This is a genomic window from Alteromonas abrolhosensis, assembly GCF_001953635.1.
GTDB lineage: Bacteria > Pseudomonadota > Gammaproteobacteria > Enterobacterales > Alteromonadaceae > Alteromonas > Alteromonas abrolhosensis.
Genome location: NZ_MEJH01000005.1, coordinates 107,896 through 128,826 on the forward strand (window position 1 = coordinate 107,896; position 20,931 = coordinate 128,826).

Below are 20,931 nucleotides of genomic sequence, written 5' to 3' on the forward strand. Positions count from 1 at the left end.
CGACAGCTAATTCACATTTAATCCTTATCTGAATAAGTAATTAAATATGTGCTTAACGGCCTCTGACATTTGCAATATCGACGTAGACCGCTAAAAAGGGTCAGTAACGCCTAACATGCTTTAAGCTCCGCCTCTCATAAGTGGCTCATTAGTGTGGTCTTGGAAGATGAATTCAAGTGCTATGGGTGCCTTCATAACTAAAAGCTCACATACTTACCACTTTCTATACCATCTATCGTCCAGTTTCCGACCCGGTATCTGATAAGACGCAGAGTAGGGTAGCCCACGTGGGCAGTCATGCGCCTTACCTGTCTGTTTTTACCTTCGGTAATGGTAATTTCGACCCAGCTGGTTGGGATGGACTGCCTGAAGCGCACTGGCGGATTTCTTGGCCAAACATGTGGCTCTTGCATTGCTTTTATTTTGGCAGGACGCGTCATTCCGTCTTTTAACTCAACACCATCGCGTAGCGCCTGCATCGCTTTCTCATCCATAATACCTTCTACTTGCGCCCAATAGGTTTTGCTCGTCTTGGCTTTAGGGTTTGCGAGTTTGTGCTGAAGTTTCCCATCGTTAGTGAGTACCAAAAGGCCTTCTGAGTCCCTATCAAGTCGTCCAGCTGCATATACATCAGGAATATCAATGTAGTCCTTAAGGGTTTCTCTTCCATCGGCGTCGGTGAATTGAGATAAGACTTGAAAGGGCTTATTGAAAAGCACCACTTTAGCGTTTGATGACATGTTACTTTCGCTTGTTTGAATTCGAAATTTCGTGGGGATTTTACGATAAACGGCATCGTTTCGCATGGGAAAAATGAGACCAAAATAAAGGTTTGCGGGGTGAAGTTTGTCGATAAATTCGGTGATCTTATGTGTTAAGACAATGGTATGACTTGTAACTCAAACTTTCGACCCTATACTAATGGTCGCTCCCAATTTTATAAGAGAGTGCATCTGCATAATTATTAGACAGTTTTAGCAGTGATAAGCGGGCTTGCTTATACACCGCATCTTGACAATGTAGCTTAGCTAAACAGGTAAGCTCAAAGCGAAAAGATGCATATTGCTAACATAGGGAATTGAATAATGTGTGGGGAAGAAAACAGCAAGTGACCTAGTGCTTAATGAGAGCAATAGGTGGAAAACATCAAATACGTTTCGCAATGACTGTGGGCGTGACATGAAAAATGTTGCGGGTTGTTGCGACCTAATGGACTAAAGACGACAGTACCCTGTCGAGAAAATTGAGGTATATAATGACCAAGTCTAAGATCATCTACACGAAGACAGATGAAGCGCCGATGCTGGCGACTTATTCACTTCTTCCTATCATCCAGAAGTTTGCTGCGGCTGCAGATATCGACGTTGAGCTAAGCGATATTTCTCTTGCTGCGCGTGTATTGGCAAATTTCCCAGAGTATCTTTCTGAAGAGCAAAGAGTGCCAGACGCATTAGCAGAACTGGGTGAGATGACCCAAGACCCGAATGCTAACATCATTAAGCTTCCAAACATCAGTGCCTCAATTCCTCAGCTTCGCGCTACGATAAAAGAACTTAACGCTAAAGGCTTTAACGTTCCTGCGTTCCCTGATTCACCAAAAACTGCTGAAGAAGAAGACATTCGCGAACGTTACGGCAAGGTACTAGGTAGTGCAGTAAACCCTGTATTACGTGAAGGTAACTCAGATCGCCGTGCCCCAACTGCAGTTAAAAATTATGCACGCAAGCACCCGCATTCAATGGGTGAGTGGTCTCAAGCATCACGTTCTCACGTAGCCCACATGCGCGGCGGCGACTTCTACTCGGGTGAGAAGTCTGTAACCGTGGAAAAAGATGGTTATGTAAGCATTGAATTTACAGGCAAAGATGGTAGCAAGAAAACACTTAAGCCTCGCGTAGATTTGCTTGCTGGCGAAGTTATCGACGGCATGTTCATGAGTAAAAAGGCGCTGTGTGAGTTCTTCGAAGAGCAAATTGAAGATGCGAAGAACACGGGCGTTCTATTCTCATTACACGTAAAAGCGACCATGATGAAGGTGTCTCACCCAATCGTTTTCGGTCACTGTGTAAAAGTATTCTACAAAGACCTATTCAATAAATGGGGTGACCTGTTTGAAGAGCTAGGTGTTAATCCAAACAATGGTCTTGGTAGCGTTTACGACAAAATTGCAAGCCTACCTGAGAGCCAGCGTTCTGAAATTCAAAAAGACATCAACGCATGTTATGCAGACCGTCCGCCAATTGCGATGGTTAACTCTGACAAAGGTATCTCTAACCTTCACGTACCAAGTGACGTAATTGTTGATGCTTCTATGCCTGCTATGATCCGTAACTCTGGTCAAATGTGGGGACCAGATGGAAAGGCGCACGATACTAAAGCAGTTATTCCAGAAAGTACTTATGCAACTATTTACCAAGAAGTTATTAACTTCTGTAAAACTCACGGTGCATTCGATCCAACAACGATGGGTACGGTACCTAACGTTGGCCTAATGGCACAAAAAGCAGAAGAGTACGGTTCGCACGACAAGACGTTTGAGCTAGAAGCAGACGGTACAGTGTCGATTGTTGACCAGGACGGCAACGTACTTATTTCTCACGATGTTGAAGAAGGTGATATCTGGCGTATGTGTCAGGTGAAAGACGCACCTATTCAAGACTGGGTTAAGCTAGCGGTGACACGTTCACGTCAATCAGGTATGCCTGCGGTATTTTGGCTAGACGACGAGCGTGCTCACGATGCGCAACTTATCAAGAAAGTTGAAAAGTACCTTCAAGACCACGATACAAACGGTCTAGACATTCAAATAATGTCTCCTGTACGCGCTATTCGCTACAGCATGGAGCGAGCAATTCGCGGCTTAGACACTATTTCAGTAACGGGTAACGTACTTCGTGACTACCTTACTGACTTGTTCCCAATCCTAGAGCTTGGCACCAGTGCTAAAATGTTATCAATCGTACCATTGATGGCTGGTGGCGGCCTTTACGAAACAGGCGCAGGCGGTAGTGCTCCTAAGCACGTACAACAGTTTGTTGAAGAAGGTCACTTGCGTTGGGACTCACTAGGCGAATTCCTGGCTCTAGCCGTATCGCTTGAAGACGTTGCTATTAAGCACAGCAATACAAAAGCGAAAGTTATTGCTACAGCACTTGATAAAGCAACGGAAAAATTACTTAACAACGGTAAGTCTCCGCTTCGTAAAGCAGGCCAGCTGGATAACCGTGGTAGCCATGTCTACCTAGGCCTATACTGGGCTGAAGAAGTAGCAAACCAAACGGAAGACGCAGACCTAGCTGCGCAGTTTAAGCCAATGTATGAAGAGTTATCAGCGAAAATTGATGACATCATGGCTGAAATTGACGCGACTCAAGGCAACGCGCAAGACATTGGCGGTTACTACTACCCAGACGAAGACAAGCTTTACGCGACCATGTCGCCTAGTAAAACACTTAAAGCAATTATTGGCGCATAGTACGTGCACCAACGATAGGTATCAAAGCCTAATGCGTTAATTGGCCTTACAACGCGTAAAGCCAGCTGAATGCTAAACAACTAAAAAAGCCCGCTCGTTTTACGAACGGGCTTTTTAATTTTCTTGTACCTTATAATTTACAACGGTAATTCCAATATACGTAAAAGAGTCAGTTAGCTAAGCGCGCAATAAAGCAGGAGGTAAGGCATATCGTAAGGGCAAACGTAAGGTTAATTGTAAGCTTATTAGCTACGCGTGTAGGAACCTATTTATGAAAGTGCCTAATTGGCGTAATCATTGAACGTAATCATTAAAATTAATGAGATTAAAAAAAGGAAAAGTTAAGAAAGTAATCTAATGAACTAGTTTTAAAAAATATTAATTTACTGGAAGCAGGGGGAATGTGGAACGCATTCTTAAAACACACAGCTTTTTAGAACACATAGTTAGCCGCACAGACACTTTAAGCGCCTTTAGGCTTTTTAATGGCAAAAAAAAGCAAAAGCCCGACGTTCAAAGCCAGGCTTTTTAAATTCTTTTCTTAACGCTCTGGTTCTTCTTTGAAGCCAATGTTCTCAGCGTGAAGACCTTTCGGGCCTTGCTGAACTTCGAACGTTACTTCCTGACCCGCTTTTAGCGAACGGTAGCCTTCCATTTGAATCGTAGAGTAATGCGCGAAAATATCTTCGCCACCGTCCTCAGGTACGATAAATCCAAAACCCTTTGCGTTGTTAAACCATTTAACTTTGCCAACCGCCATACTTCGACTTCCTCTTAATCCTTGAACTCACGAGTATATGCCCCCATTATAGATCCGGAGACAGGGTGGAAAGAGTATTGAAAGTGATTAATGTGTAGTTAATGACGTGCAATACTCAAAGCCACTATACAAAATGTAGATTTTTTAACCATATTATGTCAAGGGCTAATGTGAATAAATTTATCCAAAAGTTTGTACACATATATGCCAGTAAACCACTATTATTAAGTTATGAGTAAAGACAACGCTATTAGTATCGAAAAGGAAAAGCAGAAAGACGCGCAGCGACAGAAGCCGCAGCCGCCTCCCATGTATAAAGTGTTGTTGAACAATGACGACTATACACCGATGGATTTTGTCATTGAGGTACTCATGCAGTTTTTCAATATGGACGCTGAGAAAGCCAACCAACTTATGCTGACCGTTCATTATCAAGGAAAAGCCGTGTGTGGCATTTTTACTGCTGAGATAGCAGAGACAAAAGTGATGCAGGTTAATCAGTACGCACGCAAACATCAGCACCCGTTGATGTGCACGATGGAGCAGGCATAAGGTTTTTTGTAGAGGGCGAGCAATATGTTAAATAAAGAATTAGAACAAACGTTGAATAATGCGTTTGTATTTGCCAGAGAGCATCGTCATGAGTTTATGACGGTTGAGCACTTGTTGTTGGCATTGCTTGATAACTCAGCTGCTCGCGACGCGCTCAAAGCGTGTGGTGCCGATATTGAGGCAATAAAAAGCGAACTGTTAGCTTTTGTTAAAGATACGACGCCTCTCATTCTTGATGACCAGTTAAATGAACGTGAAACACAGCCAACGCTAGGCTTCCAACGTGTACTTCAGCGAGCGGTTTTCCACGTTCAGTCGTCGGGTAAAGACGAAGTAACGGGCGCCAATGTGCTTGTTGCTATATTCAGCGAGCAAGAATCGCAGGCAGTTTACATTCTTAAGAAAGCGGATGTAACGCGCCTAGATGTGGTTAATTTTATTAGCCACGGTGTAAGTAAAGCGGACGATGATGAGCCGGTTAATCCAGAAGCCTCAGAAGAAGCTGAGACAGGGGAAGAGGGCGGCTCAGCGTTGAGCAAGTACGCTACCGACCTAAATCGCCAAGCGAAAGACGGTAAAATTGACCCGTTGATTGGTCGCGACTCTGAAGTAGAGCGCACCATTCAGATTTTATGTCGTCGCCGTAAGAATAACCCACTTCTTGTAGGTGAAGCGGGCGTGGGTAAAACTGCTATTGCCGAAGGTCTCGCCTACAGAATCGTTAACGAAGATGTACCTGATGTTATCGCTGAGAGCACCGTATACTCTCTGGATTTGGGCGGCCTTCTTGCGGGTACTAAATACCGCGGCGATTTCGAAAAGCGTTTAAAAGCTATTTTGAAAGAGCTAGGCAAAGACAAGAATGCTATTTTGTTTATCGATGAAATCCATACCATCATTGGTGCAGGTGCTGCGTCAGGCGGTGTAATGGATGCTTCTAATTTGCTTAAGCCTAAGTTATCAAGCGGTGAACTTCGCTGCATAGGCTCGACCACGTATCAAGAGTATCAAGGTATTTTTGAAAAAGACCGCGCCCTTGCACGTCGTTTCCAGAAAGTTGACGTAACTGAACCTAGCGTAAGCGATACGACCAAGATACTTCTTGGCCTTAAGAGCCGTTACGAAGAGCACCACAACGTGCGCTTTACCCAAAAAGCAATTCAGGCGGCAGCGGAACTGTCGGCTAAATACATTAATGAGCGTCATCTACCGGATAAAGCCATTGATGTAATGGATGAGGCAGGCGCAAGCCAGCGCTTGTTGCCACCTTCTAAGCGCAAAAAGACGATTGGCGTTGGTGACATTGAGCAAATTATTGCAAAAATGGCGCGTATACCAGAGAAGTCTGTATCAGCCTCTGACAAAGAAGTGCTTAAAAACCTAGGTCGTAACCTTAAGATGGTGGTTTTCGGTCAGGACAAAGCGATAGAGACGCTAAACGACGCTATTTTGTTGTCTCGTTCTGGACTAGGCGCCGAGACGAAGCCAATTGGTAGTTTCTTGTTTGCAGGACCAACTGGGGTCGGTAAAACAGAAGTTACACAGCAATTAGCGAAAATTATGGGCGTTGAGCTGGTACGTTTTGACATGTCTGAGTATATGGAACGTCACGCGGTAAGCCGTTTGATTGGTGCGCCTCCTGGTTACGTTGGATTTGACCAAGGTGGTCTGTTAACTGATGCGGTAATTAAAAACCCGTATTCCGTGGTGCTTTTAGATGAAATTGAGAAGGCGCATAGCGACATTTACAATATTCTTCTGCAAGTTATGGATCACGGAACACTTACCGACAATAACGGGCGCAAAGTAGACTTTAGAAACGTGGTGTTAGTCATGACCACTAACGCTGGCGTTCAGGAAACTGTGCGTAAGTCTATTGGTTTTAAGCAACAAGATCACAGTCACGATGCAATGTCTGAAATCAATAAGGTCTTTACACCTGAGTTCAGAAACCGTCTAGATGGTATTATTTGGTTTAACCACCTCGACCCAGAAATTATTTTGCAGGTGGTAGACAAGTTTATTATCGAGCTTCAAGCGCAGCTTGACGTTAAAGGCGTATCATTAGAAGTTACAAGTGCTGCCCGCGCTTACATGGCTGAAAAAGGCTATGACAAAGCAATGGGGGCTCGTCCAATGGCACGTGTAATCAAAGATGAGCTTAAGAAAGAGTTAGCTAATGAGTTACTGTTTGGTGAGCTATCTAAAGGTGGAAATGTGAAGGTAGACTGTGTAGAAGACAAGCTTACCTTTGAGTATACCGGTGTAGATGCGACCTCTGAAGAGGCTGAACCAACCTGATAACTAAATTGCTAATGCAGCAGGGCAAGAGTAGCGTTGAGTTCCTTACTGGTGCGCCTTGCCTTGTTTAATAAAGGTGAATTTAGTTACCTCTTATTAAGCGATTAAACTGCAGATACGAAAAAGCCCGATCTTAATCGGGCTTTTTTTATGCGTTACCGCTTAAATGGCTCATTATCTTGCGCGATAAACGATACGACCTTTGGTCAAATCGTAAGGAGTCATCTCAACGGTGACCTTATCGCCAGTAAGAATACGGATATAGTTCTTGCGCATTTTACCAGAGATGTGTGCAGTCACTACGTGACCGTTTTCTAGTTCAACGCGGAACATAGTGTTAGGTAGCGTGTCTAACACAGTACCTTCCATTTCAATACAATCTTCTTTTGCCATGTAAAGCAGTTACCTCAGTAATTCAAAATTTTTGCCGCGCAGACCTTACCCAATCTTGGGTTCGGTGTAAAGCAATTAAGTGGGTATTTTACTATTTTTGCTAAATAGATGCCATTCATTGTCACTAAACTGCTCAAATGGCAAAAATTTATGTTTATAAGACATTTTTTGACAGCCCTCTACGTAATACCCCAGATAAACATAGTCATGGCCTAATTGCCTCGCTTGTTCTATTTGCATCAATATCATCCAAGTACCTAACGACGCAGAGCTATAGTCAGGGTCGAAAAACGTGTAGAGCGCCGAAAGTGCCCCCATTTGCTCGTTAGCGTCAACAACGTCGGTTACTGCTACTGCAATAAGCTTGTCGCCATCGTAGGCCTCAAGGTAATGGGTTGTCATCCAGTCACATAACACAAAATTGTCGAATTGAGTTTTTGAGGGTGGGTACATGCTTCCATCTGCGTGCCGCTGTGTGATATAGCGCTCATACAAAGGGTAGTAAGTACTTTTGGTGTCGCTGACAAGTTGAACGCGAAACTTGTGATTGGCTTTCAATAGCCTTTTCTGGCTTCGTGAGGGCGCGAAAGTATGTACCGGAATTCGCACAGACTTGCACGCCTTGCATGCCGGGCAGTGCGGACGATAAATTTGTTCACCACTTCTTCGAAAGCCCACTTGAATAAGTTGCGAGTATCGCCACGCCTGAAAATCATTATTTTCAGCGTAAACTAGTAATTGCTCTTGCTCGTCCGGCAAATAGCTGCACGAAAAGGATTGGGTTATACCAAACTTCACGGAGTAATCACTCTTGGCTTCCAACGATTAAGATAGTCTTCTGACAGCCTACCGTCTTCAGTTAAAGTGTGGTTGTTGTTTTCCAGTTTTTCAATAAAGTTTTCACGGGATAACACGCTTGCCCCAAGAGACGACAAATGATCGGTAGGCAACTGGCAATCTATAAAGGCCATGTTTTGAGACTTCATGTGCTCGACCAATGCTAACATAGCAAGCTTTGATGTATTACTTTCGGTATGAAACATTGATTCACCGCAGTACACCTTTCCAATACCCACGCCATACAGGCCACCCACCAGTGTATCTTCGTTCCAAACTTCCACAGAATGCGCTAACCCTAAGCCATTGAGCTGCCGGTAAGCGGCAATCATGTCATCGGTTATCCAGGTTTCGCTGTTTAGCTCTCCGGTGTTTGGATTTTTTCGCGGCGTAGATGAACAGGCTTCGATAACACGGTCAAACGCATAATTTAACGTCACCGTGTATTTTTGTTTTCGGGCAAGCTTCTTAAGGCTTTTCGACGCGATAAAATTGTCGAGCTCAATAACGGCTCTGGGGTCCGGTGACCACCATAACAAAGGTTCGTCGTCGCTAAACCAAGGAAAGATACCCTGTGAATATGCTGAAAATAAACGTGCTGGGCTAAGGTCGCCACCAAACGCTAACAGGCCGTTAGGATCGTCTAATGCGGTGTCGACGGGAGGGAAGGGCGCGCCTTCTTCTATGTAATGTAACGCTATCATAAACAAGCCAGAAAAAAGCCCTACTGAATAGCAGGGCTTGGTAAACAGTATTAACCTTGTTCAGGCATAGTACCATCTAAGTATTTTTCAGCATCTAGCGCCGCCATACATCCAGTACCTGCTGATGTAATAGCCTGACGATAAATATGATCGCTCACGTCACCTGCAGCAAATACACCTTCAACACTGGTTTGCGTTGCATTGCCGTTTGTACCGCTGTTTACAACGATGTAGCCATCTTTCATTTCAAGCTGACCGTCGAAGATATCGGTATTCGGTTTGTGACCGATTGCAACGAAAAGACCCATTACATCAATCTCTTCTGTCGCATCACTATTTGTATCTTTAATACGGATTTTGGTTACGCCCATTTCATCGCCCAGAACTTCGTCTAGGGTGCGATTTAGGTGCAAGACCACGTTACCGTTTTCAGCTTTGTCACGAAGGCGTTGCTCTAGAATTTTTTCACTTCTAAAGCTATCTCTTCTGTGAATCACGTGTACTTCAGAAGCGATATTAGAAAGGTACAGCGCTTCTTCAACGGCCGTGTTACCACCACCGATAACCGCTACTTTTTGATTGCGGTAGAAGAAACCGTCACAGGTTGCACAGGCAGAAACACCCTTACCCATAAACGCTTGTTCTGACTCAAGGCCCAGGTACTTAGCAGATGCACCCGTTGCGATGATAAGCGCGTCACATGTGTATGTACCGCTATCTCCATAAAGCGTGAAAGGACGCTTAGAAAAGTCAGTCTTATTGATGTGATCGAAAATGATTTCGGTATCAAACTTTTCAGCATGCTTTTGCATACGAACCATTAGATCAGGACCAGTAAGGCCTTCAGGGTCGCCTGGCCAGTTTTCAACTTCTGTGGTGGTAGTAAGCTGTCCGCCTTGTTGAATACCAGTTAATAGAACAGGTTTAAGGTTTGCACGTGCAGCATAAACTGCAGCTGAGTAACCTGCAGGGCCTGAACCCAAGATAAGTAGACGGACGTGTCTGCTTTCTGCCATTTTCCTCTCCAAATAATTCACCCGCTCGGGTTACTTATAAATTTTCTCTTAGAAAGCTAGGTAGGGGCAAAAATCTGTAAATCAAGCTCAACACCTAGTTACTTTTATTATAGTAATTTGCCAATACAGAATCTGCAGGGGATGTCGACACGCTTCTAAGAAAGATACAACAAAGCCATGCAGCATAATGATTAGGCTCAAAAGCTATATGATGCCTTTAAGCGACGAAAATGTCACTTAAAGATAAGATGAACTTATGCCTTTTAATTCTTAGCGTTGTTGATATTTTAACGCTTCTTAATTTAGTTATTGAGCCAAGCGTACAGCAATGACGCTTAAAAAGTGGATAACGATTATTGAAACGGTGTGTCGGGATGAATTGTCAATCCACCCTCTGAAACCGCTATTTCAACGAAACTTAATTAACAAGTCAGATATCTAATTTGCTAAAATCGACAGTGATAGCTTCTTGCTGCAAATACGTACTGATTTAGTAGAACCAGTTTGTATTAGCCAAAAAGCGGATTACAATTTAGTTAGATCTATCGAATAATGACGTTAGTAATATCGGTACTGAGGCCGGTAGAAGTGGTTTAATGAAGAGGTGAGGCATGTCTCAATCAATAATGACAATGTTGAAAAACGGTCAGCAGTACATGAAGACATGGCCTGTGAGAAAAGAACTCTATGCCTTTTTTCCAGAGTGCCGCGTTGTCGCTGCGACTAAATTCGCGATTAAAACTATGCCACCAGTCGCGATGGTGTCATGCGCGTTACTTTATCAGAACCTAGGTGCTGATTATTTGCCTCAAACCATCACAATAGGTGCTTTTTTCTTAAGCTTACCTATGCAAGGTTTACTTTGGTTAGGCCATCGTTCTGATCAATACTTACCGCCCCAGCTGAAAAGCTGGTATCAAGAAATCCACTCTAAAATGCGTTCGCAAGGAGTGGCTATAACCAATGCTAAGTCAAAGCCCAAGTACAAAGAGCTAGCCCAACTGCTTAAAACAGCCTTCAATGACCTAGACAATGCGTTTACTAAGCACTGGTTTAACTAAAAGATAGCGACGCATCCTAAGTCAGCCCTTTGCTTACCATTGTTTTTGGCGAAACGCTTAGGACGTTCTAAGCAGGGCCTGACATTTTCTACATTTATATTGTGCCCCTTTAAGAATATTGTTGTGCCTGCGCGTACTTAGCGCGTAAGTGTCACAATCACAAACGTAATGGAAAGTGCGGGTTACCCTTTTCACGTCAAATTGATGAGTTGCACTAGGGGGACAGTTAAACACACTGTGCATTATCGACTGCCATTCTTTGCCATGGGGCTGAACTCTGCCAAACAGAGTCCACACCAGCAAATGACTGACTTCGTGTGGCACAACATCACTTAAAAAAGCGTCAATATTTTCTTTAAACAGAATAGGGTGAAAATTTACGCGGTTTTGTTGTAAAAAAGCGGTACCTGCATTTTTACCTGAGCGTCTGAACGTAATGGTAGGGCGCTCGAACGTTCGCTTGAAGTAATGCTCTGCTTGTTCGTAGCAATAAAAAACAGCGTCGGTAATAACGCGACGCTGTTCTTGAGTTAAGTCATTTGAAGCGATGTTGCTGCCTCTGTCTATTTATTTACTTACTTTCTTTCTTATTAACCGTTACTGCGCGTTAATTATTTAACGTCACAAGGCAAGCATAGAACGTACGTACCTTTAGGGTCGTTTAATTGGTTTACCAAGCTAAAATCTTTAAGTACACGCTTGAATTCATTTACAAGTGCAGAATCGGCGTTAGCAAATTGCCATTTTCCTACAAAGGTCATGGCTTGGCCAAAAAATTCTTTCCAGAAAATTTCCTGGGCACTTAACGTACGTTGAACGTAAAACGTATCGTACTTCTCAAGTTCCGCTAATTCAGCTGCTGCAACAATCGCATCGTCAATAGTACCAAGCTGGTCTACTAAACCAAGTTCAATGGCATCTTCGCCAATCCAAACGCGACCTTGGGCAACACTGTCAACTTCTTCCACGCTCATGCCTCGAGCATTTGAAACCAACGATAAAAAGTTACCGTAGGTGTTTTCAACGTTGCGCTGAAGAATTTGACCGAATTCAGGTGCAAGAGGGCGAATAGCTGAGAAACCTGCTAGCTCGGTAGAGCCCACTCCGTCACTGTGAATACCTAAGTAATCTAGAGAGTTTTCGTAGGTCATAAACATGCCAAACACACCAATTGAACCCGTTATTGTGCTTGGGCTTGCGATAATTCTGTCAGTGCTGGCTGCAATCCAATAGCCACCTGATGCTGCGTAAGTGCTCATAGAAGCAATAACCGGCTTACCAGCTTGTTGTAATTGCAATACTTCCTGACGAATAATTTCAGACGCGAATGCGCTGCCTCCTGGTGAATCAATCTGAAGCACCACCGCTTTTACGTTGTCGTCTAGACGTGCCTTTCTTAAAAGACGAGCGGTGCTGTCACCACCTATCGTACCTGCCTTTTGGTTACCGTCTAAAATAGTGCCTTTGGCAACTACAATGGCGACTTTGTCCATATCAGACTCGATAACCGGCATAGGTGGGTTAATCACTTTCAGGTAGGTATTAAATGAAGTGAGGTTTACGCCGTGATTGTTATCATCTTCACCAACTAATTCAGTAAGCTCCAGTCTTACTTCTTCGCGGGTTTTTAACGCGTCAACCCAGTTGTTTTCTAGTGCATATTGAGCAAAGTCGCCACCTGCGGCTTCAAACTTAGCCAATAGGCCGTCAAGGGTCTCGTCAAAGTTTGCTTCGTCGATACCACGCGCTGCTGCAACATCTGCTTTGTATTGCGCCCAGTAACCGTCTAGCCACTGCTTCTCTGCTTCTTTTGCTTCTTCAGACATATCATTTCGCATGATAGGCTCAACAGCAGATTTATAGGTACCAACACGGAAAATATGCGTGGTCACCTTAAGCTTTTCTAGCATGTCTTTGAAGTACATGCCGTAGCGGCCGTAGCCTTCGAACAGCAAACCGCCCATGGGGTTAAGATAAATGGTATCGGCGTGCGCCGCTAAGTAATACTGATCTTGAGAAAAGTAGTCACCAATGGCATAAACAGGCTTTTCTGATTCTTTAAACGCATCGATGGCATTAGCCACAGTACGAAGTTTGTCTAAGCCACCGCCAGTTAGCCCGTGTAGGTCAAGAACCAACGCTTTAATACGGCGATCTTTTTGCGCATTTTCCAGCACTTTCACTACATCGCGTACAAGTACTTCAGGGTTTTCAGGCTCACTGCCAAGCGATTCTTGTAAGAATTGTTCGAAAGGGTCAATACTTTCCTTTTCTATAACAAGCTTTCCGTTAAGCGTAAGAAATAAAGCACTGTCTTTGTTTACGGTAAACTGCTCATCATCCTGACCAGCTATTACGATAATCAATCCAACAAAAATAACAATGAATATCAAGTTAAAGAAAAGTTTGCGGGTGAAGTTAAGCACCGTCCACAAGCCAATAAACAAGGATTTAGTCCAATTTCCTTTGGCTGCCATTTTTATCACTACCTTTTTTTGAATTAACTAACCAGAGTAAGGTAGGTCAGGCATACCTTACTCACGTACTGCAATCTATTATGTTACCTAAATCGAGTAAGATCGCGAAATTAATTGTAATTTTTTGTGAGTGTCTTTGTTTTCGCTTACTTACAACTTATTTCAGTCGGCCTTATCTGTTGGGTCCTTATCCAGCCATCGACCAATAAGGGTTGCGATACGCTTGTGATCTTCTTCGCTGAAAGCCATTAGCAATTTTCCGTTTTCTGCTTTGTACTCTGTTTTTCTATGGCCTCTTTTCATCAGCCGCAGAAACGGAGAAGGCTTGTCTTTAGGCGATGAAATTTTTTTCATAACGTGCCGTTCTTATCTTCTAATTACTCTTAACAGGCAAAACAATGACACACCTATACCAGAAAATTGTAGAACGACTGCAATTAGCGGATGGCATCCCATTACTTTTACTTCGTTTATATTTAGCACCTGTGATGATACAGGCTGGTTGGAATAAAGCATCTAGTTTTGACAGCATTGTCGATTGGTTTGGTAACGAAGACTACGGGCTTGGTTTACCTATGCCTCTTGTGATGGCGTTCTTAGCAACAGCTTCAGAACTGGTAGGCGGGGTTTTGTTATTGTTCGGTGCATTAACTCGTTTGGTGAGCATTCCGTTAATGACAACTATGGTCGTTGCTATGGTAAGCGTGCATGCAAAAAACGGGTGGCTTGCTATTGCTGATGCATCTTCATGGCTAGCTGACGGTACTATCTTATTAAACGAAACTATTATGGCAGCGCCAGAGAAATTATCTGCCGCTAAATCATTGTTGCAGGAGCATGGTCATTACGACTGGCTAACATCTAGCGGTAGCTTTGTAATACTTAACAACGGTATCGAATTCGCTGCAACGTATTTTATTATGCTTTTAGTGTTGTTTATTTACGGCGGTGGTCGGTTCTTTAGCATCGATTATTATGTGAATAAGGCAGTGAGTGGAAAAACTGACGAATAAAGCTTTACTGTCTTTATAAAAGGCCGGAATTTTCTGGTCTTTTTTGTTTATGGACCGTAGGATCTAGCATCTAGATTAGGTATATCATTGATGTAGACATGCTTTTCTCTTTTCTAAATTTAAAAGCGTGCTAGCAACTAGGTGAAAATATAAAGTAGGGACGTAAATGGACGCATTAACATTGTTACTCAATAGAAGTTCTCAACCTCGATTAGAAGCGCCAGCGCCAAGTGGTGATGCCTTAGAGAATATTATGCAGGCTGCGCTACGTGCACCTGACCATGCGTGCCTCACTCCGTGGCGTTTTATTGTATGTACAGGAAAAGGGCTGGATAAGCTAGGTGCACTGTATGAACAATCTGCTATAGAAAACGAAAAATCGCAAAAAGAAATTGAACGTGCCGTGCAGCTTCCTCACCGCGCGCCTATGGTTATCGTAGCCATTGCCAAGCATGTTGAACATGAAAAGGTACCGCGTGTTGAGCAAATAGCTTCAGCAAGCTGTGGTGTTATGGCGATGCAAATGGCGGCCGTAGCACAGGGTTTTAACGGTATGTGGCGCACCGGTAGTTACGCACACTGTGAAACGGTAAGAAGCGGATTAGGCTTAAGTGAGGAAGACGAACTAGTAGGTTTCCTATATTTAGGAACACCAGCATTTGAGCCTGCACCAAAACCGCAAAGAAATAGTAACGACTACTTTGAATTCTGGCAGTAGTTGATACCGATTCGAATAAACTGCCGCATAAGATAGCTAGCGGCGTGTAATTAGGGTCTTATTTTTACAGGCAGTATAAAATAAGACCCTCATATTTTACCTAGAAAGATAGGTCTACATTATAACCGGCGAACTTCCTAATATTGATAACGCGATCGCCGTCTAGCATCCAATATTGCCCCTTAATCCCTTGTAACACACCACTAAACGATGGTGTTTTATCGAGATTCAATGACTTTATCTTTACCGGATAATCTTCAACTGGGTAATGAATATCATGGATAGGCGTAGTTACTTCTGATACCGCTTGCAGCCCTTTTTCTTGCTTTAGCGCTTCTAACCCACCTTCAATTTTATCCATCAATTCAGTTTTTACCTGCTCTAAATCAACCTCGTCTGGCTTGCCTTTAAGCATAGTTCGCCAATTGGTCTTATCAGCAATGTGATCTTTGCATAAGGTTTCAACTAATCCGCTGGTAAGCCTGTCGGGAACCCGCAGCATTACTGTGGCCTGCGTGGCACCTTGATCCATCCAACGGGTAGACACGCCATCGGTAACTTGACGAGTAATACCTACTTTTACCGTGCCAGTATTTGCCAAATAAACAAAATGCTCGCTAAAGCAATGTTCTTCACCCCACTGCGGTTCTCTGCACGTTCCTTCATGGTAATGGCACTTTTCTGGTTTGATAATACAGCTATCGCATTGTGCCAATGAGATTAAACACGGGTAGCAGTAACCTTGGTTAAAGCTTTTCTTGGTTTTGCGATTGCAGTGAACACAGTTGATTTCACCAGAGTAGGTTACCGTTACTTCCTTGCCGATGAGAGCATTGATATCTACTGACTCATCACCAATTGGAAGCGAGTAGTGCACGGTATTGTTTTCATCGGCAGTGGTACGCATTTTTCTGAGCATACCCGAATATGTAGTTGTCACTTGTTAAAACCTTAATGCTTTGAGACTTTCTGTAGTTTATTCAGCTTTTAGAATTAGGCTGTTATTCGCTTAACTCGCCGCGCAAGTTCTGCGTTAGCAGTTGGCTTATTTCCTCAAAAGGGAGCCCTTTGCTTAATAAGTAGTGCAGTTTCGCGAGAGCCGCCTCGGGCGTCATATCGCTACCAGATAAAACTCCCACTTCTTGCAGGCCATGGCCCGTTGCATAGCCACCCATGTTTACGCGACCGCGCATACACTGGGTACAGTTTAGAACGGGAATTTCTCTGGCCTTTGCGTATTTTAATTGCGCGATAAGTTCAGGGTTTTGAGGGGCATTGCCCACGCCATAACTCAGTAAAATCAACGCGTTCACAGGTTGCTGTAGCGTGTTTTTAATCACCTCTGGCGCAATACCGGGATACAAACTTACCATACCAATAGGCTGGGCTTTAACGTTCGACACCGTTAAGGTGTTGTTTGGCGTCTTCGCTAATTCGCCGGCTTTCAGACGAATATTAATGCCAGCTTCTAATAGTGGAGGGAAGTTAGGTGAGTCAAACGCACTGAAGCCATCTGCATCCACTTTACGGCTGCGGTTGCCACGAAGTAGTCTGTTATTGAAGAATAGCCCAACTTCGGCAATGGGGAAGTTCGCGGCAACGTATAACGCGTTTAGAAGGTTGACTTGGCCATCTGAACGAAGCTCTGCCAATGGAATTTGAGAACCGGTAACAATGACTGGTTTTGACAAATCCTCAAGCATGAAACTTAACGCCGAGGCGGTATATGCCATGGTGTCAGTACCGTGCAAAATAATGAAGCCATCGTACTTGTCGTAGTTGTCAGCGATATCATCGGCAATACGCTGCCAGTCAGACGGATCCATGTCTGATGAATCAATAAGATTATCGTATTCATGCAGTGTAAAAAGGGGCATTTCAGAACGGTGAAACTCTGGCATCTTTTTCAATGTATCTGATAAGAAGCCTGCAGCGGGTACGTAGCCTTGCTTGGAAGGCTTCATACCAATTGTTCCACCTGTATAGGCAATATATATATGTTTGCGCATGAAATGACCTTACCCTTAATTTGGGAATACTTTTCAAAAGGGGATAGCGTAATTTGACGGGCATTCTAACAATACCCACGGGTTTGTCACCCTGAAATACGAAGGTACAAAAAAGCGGTGAAGATCACCGCTTTTATTCTGTATCAACTTTTTGTCAGCGCTAGGCTGGGCCCTATGCTGAAGTTCGGTACTACTTAACTTCTTTACCCGCTGCTTGTTGGTCAGCATGGTAGCTAGAGCGAACCATAGGGCCACATGCCGCATGGGTAAAGCCAATTTCTTTTGCGTAGTCACCAAGGGCGTCGAACTCCTTAGGGTGTACGTAGCGCTTAACCGGGTAGTGGTGGCGACTTGGCTGAAGGTATTGACCCAGCGTAAGCATGTCCACATTGTGAGCGCGTAGATCATCAAGTACGCCTTGAATCTCTTCGTTCTCTTCACCCATACCCATCATCAGGCCAGATTTGGTCATCACGTCAGGGTGTTGCGCTTTAAACTTTTTAAGCAAATCCAACGACCATTGGTAGTTCGCGCCAGGGCGACATTCACGGTACAAACGCGGAATCGTCTCTAGGTTATGGTTGAACACATCAGGTACGCCGTTTTTGAAAATCTCTAATGCACGATCCATACGTCCACGGAAGTCGGGTACTAATACTTCGATTGTCGTCGTTGGGCTATGCTCGCGAATGGCGTTAATACAGTCTACGAAATGCTGAGCACCGCCATCGCGAAGGTCGTCACGGTCTACAGAGGTAATTACCACATAGCGCAGATTCATTTCTGCAATGGTTTTAGCCAGCTTCTCAGGCTCTTCTGCACTAGGAGGCAGAGGTTTACCGTGGGCTACGTCACAGAAAGGACAACGACGAGTACAAATATCACCTAGAATCATAAAGGTGGCTGTACCGTGGTTAAAACACTCGGCAAGGTTAGGACAACTCGCTTCTTCACACACAGAGTGAAGATTGTTTTTGCGAAGTGTCTGTTTGATGTGATCAATTTTCTCGGTAGTACGAGGAAGTTTGATTTTAATCCACTCCGGCTTGCGCAGCATTTCTTCCTTTTCAGTAGGAATAATAGTGACGGGAATGTGTTTTACTTTTTCATCATCACGGAGTTTTACCCCCGCTTGAGGTCGTGCATTACTCATCAAAACCTTCTTTGTATGTTGGCTGTGCAATGGAAAGCGCTTCTAGCAACAAATGCGTTAATTCATTACCAGCGGTCTCAAGCGTAGTCGGACCATTGAGGCGCGCGGTATCGATCATTTCCATACCGGCATAACCGCAAGGGTTAATACGCTGAAACGGTGATAGGTCCATATTAACATTTAAAGCTAAGCCATGAAACGAGCAGCCATTACGTATTCTTAAACCTAATGAACAAACTTTCTTCTCATCGACGTATACGCCAGGCGCATCGGGCTTTGGATACGCTGTCACGCCGTATTTTGCAAGTAGTCCGACCACCGATTCTTCCATAGCAGTGACTAAATGGCGAACACCCAGCTTTCTGCGCTTAATATTTAGCATCAGATAAATAACTTGTTGCCCCGGACCGTGGTAGGTTACCTGGCCGCCCCGGTCAACCTGAACAACAGGAATGTCACCAGGCATAAGTATGTGTTCAGCTTTGCCCGCTTGTCCTTGCGTAAAGACAGCATCGTGCTCAACAAGCCAAATTTCATCCTGGGTGTTTTGGTCGCGTTCATCGGTGAAGCGCTTCATTGCCTCGAAGATAGGCTCATACGGCTGACGCCCTAACTGACGTACTATAACGCCGTTTGCGTCAGACGCTATCGACTGCTCATTCACTTATAGTACAACCCTAACTAGCTCTAATTTGGCAAGTTCAGTGTAAATAGTTTCCATGTGCTCTTTACTGGTTACACGCACACTGATAGAAACCGAGTGGTAAGTACCTTTACTACTTGGTTTTACGTTAGGCGAGTAATCGCCAGGCGCGTGCTGTTGAAGACAGCTAACTACCTGTTCGGGTAAGTCTTCATGAGCAACGCCCATGACTTTAAACGTTTGGTTTGTTGGAAAATCTAGTAATTCGTCAAAACGGGTATCCATGCGATATCCTTGGTACTTAAAATATCATATAAAAAAACGGCCAGATTGTAACAAATCTGGCCGCTTCACAACTAGCTTTTTAACGTATTCAGTAAAGGTGTTTACTCGTCGTCAAATCCTAGCTGAAGCATAATGTAGTCTTTCATGCGGTTAAAGAAGCTGCCTTCTTTTACTTCTTGAAGGGTAACAAGTGGATAGCTAGCCACATCTTCGCCGTCTAGTTGTAGATATAGTTTTCCAACAACCTGACCTTTTGCAAGTGGTGCTTCAAGCTTGTCATCAAGTTCGAAGTTAGCTTCTAAATTAGCCGCCTGACCGCGTGGAATAGTAATGGGGGTAGATTGATTAATTCCAAGGTCTACTGTCTCTCTATCACCCATGTAGATGCGGTGAGCAACGAAACTGTGGCCCGCTTGGTATGGCGTAAGTGTCTCGTAAAAACGGAAGCCATACTTAAGTAGCTTTTTGTTTTCAACTTTACGCGCACGTTCGCTATCAGTACCCATAACTACAGAAATTAGACGCATACCGCCTTGCTCTGCAGAAGTGATAAGGCTGTAGCCCGCATCTGACGTGTGGCCAGTTTTAATGCCATCTACGTTTAAGCTCTTGTCCCACAATAAGCTATTGCGGTTGTATTGCTTGATGCCGTTGTAGGTGAATTCCTTCTCGCTGTAAATCTTGTACATTTCTGGTGTTTCTGCGATAAGCGCGCGAGACAGAATAGCCATGTCACGAGGGGTAGTGTAGTGATCTGGGTCGTGAAGGCCGTGGGCATTAACCCAGTGAGAACCTGTCATACCAAGTGATGCCGTGTGTGCGTTCATCATACTGGCGAAAGCAGATTCTGAACCCGCTACGTGTTCTGCCATAGCAACACAGGCATCATTACCTGACTGCACAACGATACCACGTAGTAAGTCGCGTACTGAAACCTGAGTACCTACTTCGATAAACATTTTAGACGAATCAGGGAATTTCTTTGCCCATGCATTTTCCGAGATAGTCACTTCGTCGTCTAGGCTGATGTTACCGGCTTGTAGTTCTTTACCAATAACATAAATGGTCATTATTTTCGTTAAGCTTGCAGGAGCAAGCTGCATGTCTGCATTTTTAGATGCAATGACATGACCAGTTTCAAAGTCGGTAAGAAGAAAACCCTCTGCAGCAACTGAAGGAGCAGGCGGAGTGACTACCGCAGCGTTCGCTGTGTGCAGTAATGTGCCTATCACCAAAAAGGCAAATGAAAGTAATGACGGTTTAGCGCGTTGAATTATTCTGAGCATGGTTCTAATTTCTTTGACCGTTTTATCCGTGTGAGTTAAAGCTTACCTTATTGTTGCGATGACCGCGAAACGATTACCGCAAAACATGGCTACCCAATTTTAGCTTTTGTCCAGTTCGTTACCGAATTCTGTTATTCCACCCCGTTTTTTAACTGAGGTGGCGAGAGATCTTAACGAAAGGCCGCTTATAAGACTAGGTTTTATCAAAAAAGTTTACGTGATTGTAGGGATTAGGCGAAGAAACCGTG

General features: G+C 44.0%; 21 protein-coding genes. 6 read left to right on the forward strand and 15 right to left on the reverse strand.

All coding sequences use genetic code 11. The features are described 5' to 3' along the window. Window positions 1-197: 197 nt before the first annotated feature. Window positions 198-740, reverse strand: coding sequence for an rRNA large subunit pseudouridine synthase E (locus BGK61_RS09385; RefSeq protein ID WP_044556786.1), 543 nt, complete (start codon window positions 738-740; stop codon window positions 198-200). A gap of 515 nt (window positions 741-1,255) precedes the next feature. Here BGK61_RS09385 and BGK61_RS09390 point away from each other — a divergent pair. Beyond that, complete coding sequence (locus tag BGK61_RS09390) at window positions 1,256-3,475, forward strand: NADP-dependent isocitrate dehydrogenase (RefSeq protein WP_014998225.1); 2,220 nt, start codon at window positions 1,256-1,258, stop codon at window positions 3,473-3,475. A gap of 541 nt (window positions 3,476-4,016) precedes the next feature. Here BGK61_RS09390 and cspD read toward each other — a convergent pair. Further along, window positions 4,017-4,235 (reverse strand): cold shock domain-containing protein CspD, encoded by a 219-nt coding sequence (cspD, locus tag BGK61_RS09395; protein WP_014949330.1) that lies wholly within the window; start codon window positions 4,233-4,235, stop codon window positions 4,017-4,019. Between the two features lie 231 nt (window positions 4,236-4,466). Here cspD and clpS point away from each other — a divergent pair, with 231 nt between their 5' ends. Both clpS and clpA read left to right on the forward strand, forming a co-directional pair. Next, on the forward strand, window positions 4,467-4,787 hold the full coding sequence (gene clpS, locus BGK61_RS09400; protein WP_014949331.1) for an ATP-dependent Clp protease adapter ClpS: 321 nt from the start codon (window positions 4,467-4,469) through the stop codon (window positions 4,785-4,787). 24 nt (window positions 4,788-4,811) lie between these two features. Then, window positions 4,812-7,088 carry an ATP-dependent Clp protease ATP-binding subunit ClpA gene (clpA, locus tag BGK61_RS09405; RefSeq protein WP_014998226.1) on the forward strand — a complete coding sequence of 759 codons (2,277 nt, stop codon included), beginning with the start codon at window positions 4,812-4,814 and terminating at the stop codon, window positions 7,086-7,088. 174 nt (window positions 7,089-7,262) lie between these two features. Here the strand turns inward: clpA and infA are convergent, their stop codons facing one another. From infA to trxB, 4 genes are all read right to left on the reverse strand, one after another. Then, window positions 7,263-7,481, reverse strand: a complete 219-nt coding sequence (gene infA, locus BGK61_RS09410; protein ID WP_014949333.1) for a translation initiation factor IF-1 — start codon at window positions 7,479-7,481, stop codon at window positions 7,263-7,265. 75 nt (window positions 7,482-7,556) lie between these two features. Next, window positions 7,557-8,279, reverse strand: a complete 723-nt coding sequence (locus BGK61_RS09415) for an arginyltransferase (protein WP_076010927.1) — start codon at window positions 8,277-8,279, stop codon at window positions 7,557-7,559. Continuing rightward, window positions 8,276-9,022, reverse strand: coding sequence for a leucyl/phenylalanyl-tRNA--protein transferase (gene aat, locus BGK61_RS09420; RefSeq protein ID WP_014998228.1), 747 nt, complete (start codon window positions 9,020-9,022; stop codon window positions 8,276-8,278). The genes BGK61_RS09415 and aat overlap by 4 nt, the downstream gene beginning before the upstream one ends. Before the next feature lie 50 nt (window positions 9,023-9,072). Continuing rightward, on the reverse strand, window positions 9,073-10,038 hold the full coding sequence (trxB, locus tag BGK61_RS09425) for a thioredoxin-disulfide reductase (RefSeq protein WP_076010926.1): 966 nt from the start codon (window positions 10,036-10,038) through the stop codon (window positions 9,073-9,075). A gap of 611 nt (window positions 10,039-10,649) precedes the next feature. Between trxB and yfbV the strand changes: the two genes are divergently transcribed. Then, entirely contained in the window at window positions 10,650-11,099 is a 450-nt protein-coding gene (gene yfbV / locus BGK61_RS09430) for a terminus macrodomain insulation protein YfbV (protein WP_014949337.1), read from the forward strand. A 57-nt stretch (window positions 11,100-11,156) separates the two neighbouring features. Here yfbV and BGK61_RS09435 read toward each other — a convergent pair whose 3' ends face one another. The 3 genes from BGK61_RS09435 to BGK61_RS09445 form a co-directional block, all read right to left on the reverse strand. Next, window positions 11,157-11,666, reverse strand: a complete 510-nt coding sequence (locus BGK61_RS09435) for a SprT family zinc-dependent metalloprotease (protein ID WP_338024233.1) — start codon at window positions 11,664-11,666, stop codon at window positions 11,157-11,159. Window positions 11,667-11,710: 44 nt separating this feature from the next. Continuing rightward, window positions 11,711-13,576 (reverse strand): signal peptide peptidase SppA, encoded by a 1,866-nt coding sequence (gene sppA, locus BGK61_RS09440; RefSeq protein WP_076010924.1) that lies wholly within the window; start codon window positions 13,574-13,576, stop codon window positions 11,711-11,713. Between the two features lie 162 nt (window positions 13,577-13,738). Further along, complete coding sequence (locus tag BGK61_RS09445) at window positions 13,739-13,930, reverse strand: hypothetical protein (RefSeq protein WP_076010923.1); 192 nt, start codon at window positions 13,928-13,930, stop codon at window positions 13,739-13,741. A gap of 44 nt (window positions 13,931-13,974) precedes the next feature. Here BGK61_RS09445 and BGK61_RS09450 point away from each other — a divergent pair, with 44 nt between their 5' ends. Continuing rightward, window positions 13,975-14,589, forward strand: a complete 615-nt coding sequence (locus BGK61_RS09450) for an HvfX family Cu-binding RiPP maturation protein (RefSeq protein WP_076010922.1) — start codon at window positions 13,975-13,977, stop codon at window positions 14,587-14,589. 166 nt (window positions 14,590-14,755) lie between these two features. Next, window positions 14,756-15,307: an NAD(P)H nitroreductase gene (locus BGK61_RS09455; RefSeq protein ID WP_014998233.1), complete on the forward strand. Its 552-nt coding sequence runs from the start codon at window positions 14,756-14,758 to the stop codon at window positions 15,305-15,307. 100 nt (window positions 15,308-15,407) lie between these two features. On the opposite strand, the gene BGK61_RS09460 is transcribed toward BGK61_RS09455, so the two are convergent. The 6 genes from BGK61_RS09460 to BGK61_RS09485 form a co-directional block, all read right to left on the reverse strand. Further along, window positions 15,408-16,247, reverse strand: a complete 840-nt coding sequence (locus BGK61_RS09460; protein WP_083648650.1) for a DUF2797 domain-containing protein — start codon at window positions 16,245-16,247, stop codon at window positions 15,408-15,410. A 61-nt stretch (window positions 16,248-16,308) separates the two neighbouring features. Next, complete coding sequence (ansA, locus tag BGK61_RS09465) at window positions 16,309-17,316, reverse strand: asparaginase (RefSeq protein WP_014998235.1); 1,008 nt, start codon at window positions 17,314-17,316, stop codon at window positions 16,309-16,311. Window positions 17,317-17,506: 190 nt separating this feature from the next. Then, a complete protein-coding gene (lipA, locus tag BGK61_RS09470) occupies window positions 17,507-18,469 on the reverse strand; it encodes a lipoyl synthase (protein WP_014998236.1) in 963 nt (320 codons plus the stop codon). Further along, the gene (gene lipB / locus BGK61_RS09475; RefSeq protein WP_076010920.1) at window positions 18,462-19,133 is read right to left on the reverse strand and encodes a lipoyl(octanoyl) transferase LipB; all 672 of its coding nucleotides are present in this window, start codon (window positions 19,131-19,133) and stop codon (window positions 18,462-18,464) included. Before lipB ends, lipA begins: the two co-directional genes overlap by 8 nt. Then, complete coding sequence (ybeD, locus tag BGK61_RS09480) at window positions 19,134-19,397, reverse strand: DUF493 family protein YbeD (protein ID WP_014998238.1); 264 nt, start codon at window positions 19,395-19,397, stop codon at window positions 19,134-19,136. Window positions 19,398-19,498: 101 nt separating this feature from the next. Continuing rightward, entirely contained in the window at window positions 19,499-20,683 is a 1,185-nt protein-coding gene (locus BGK61_RS09485; RefSeq protein WP_014998239.1) for a D-alanyl-D-alanine carboxypeptidase family protein, read from the reverse strand. Window positions 20,684-20,931: the final 248 nt, after the last annotated feature.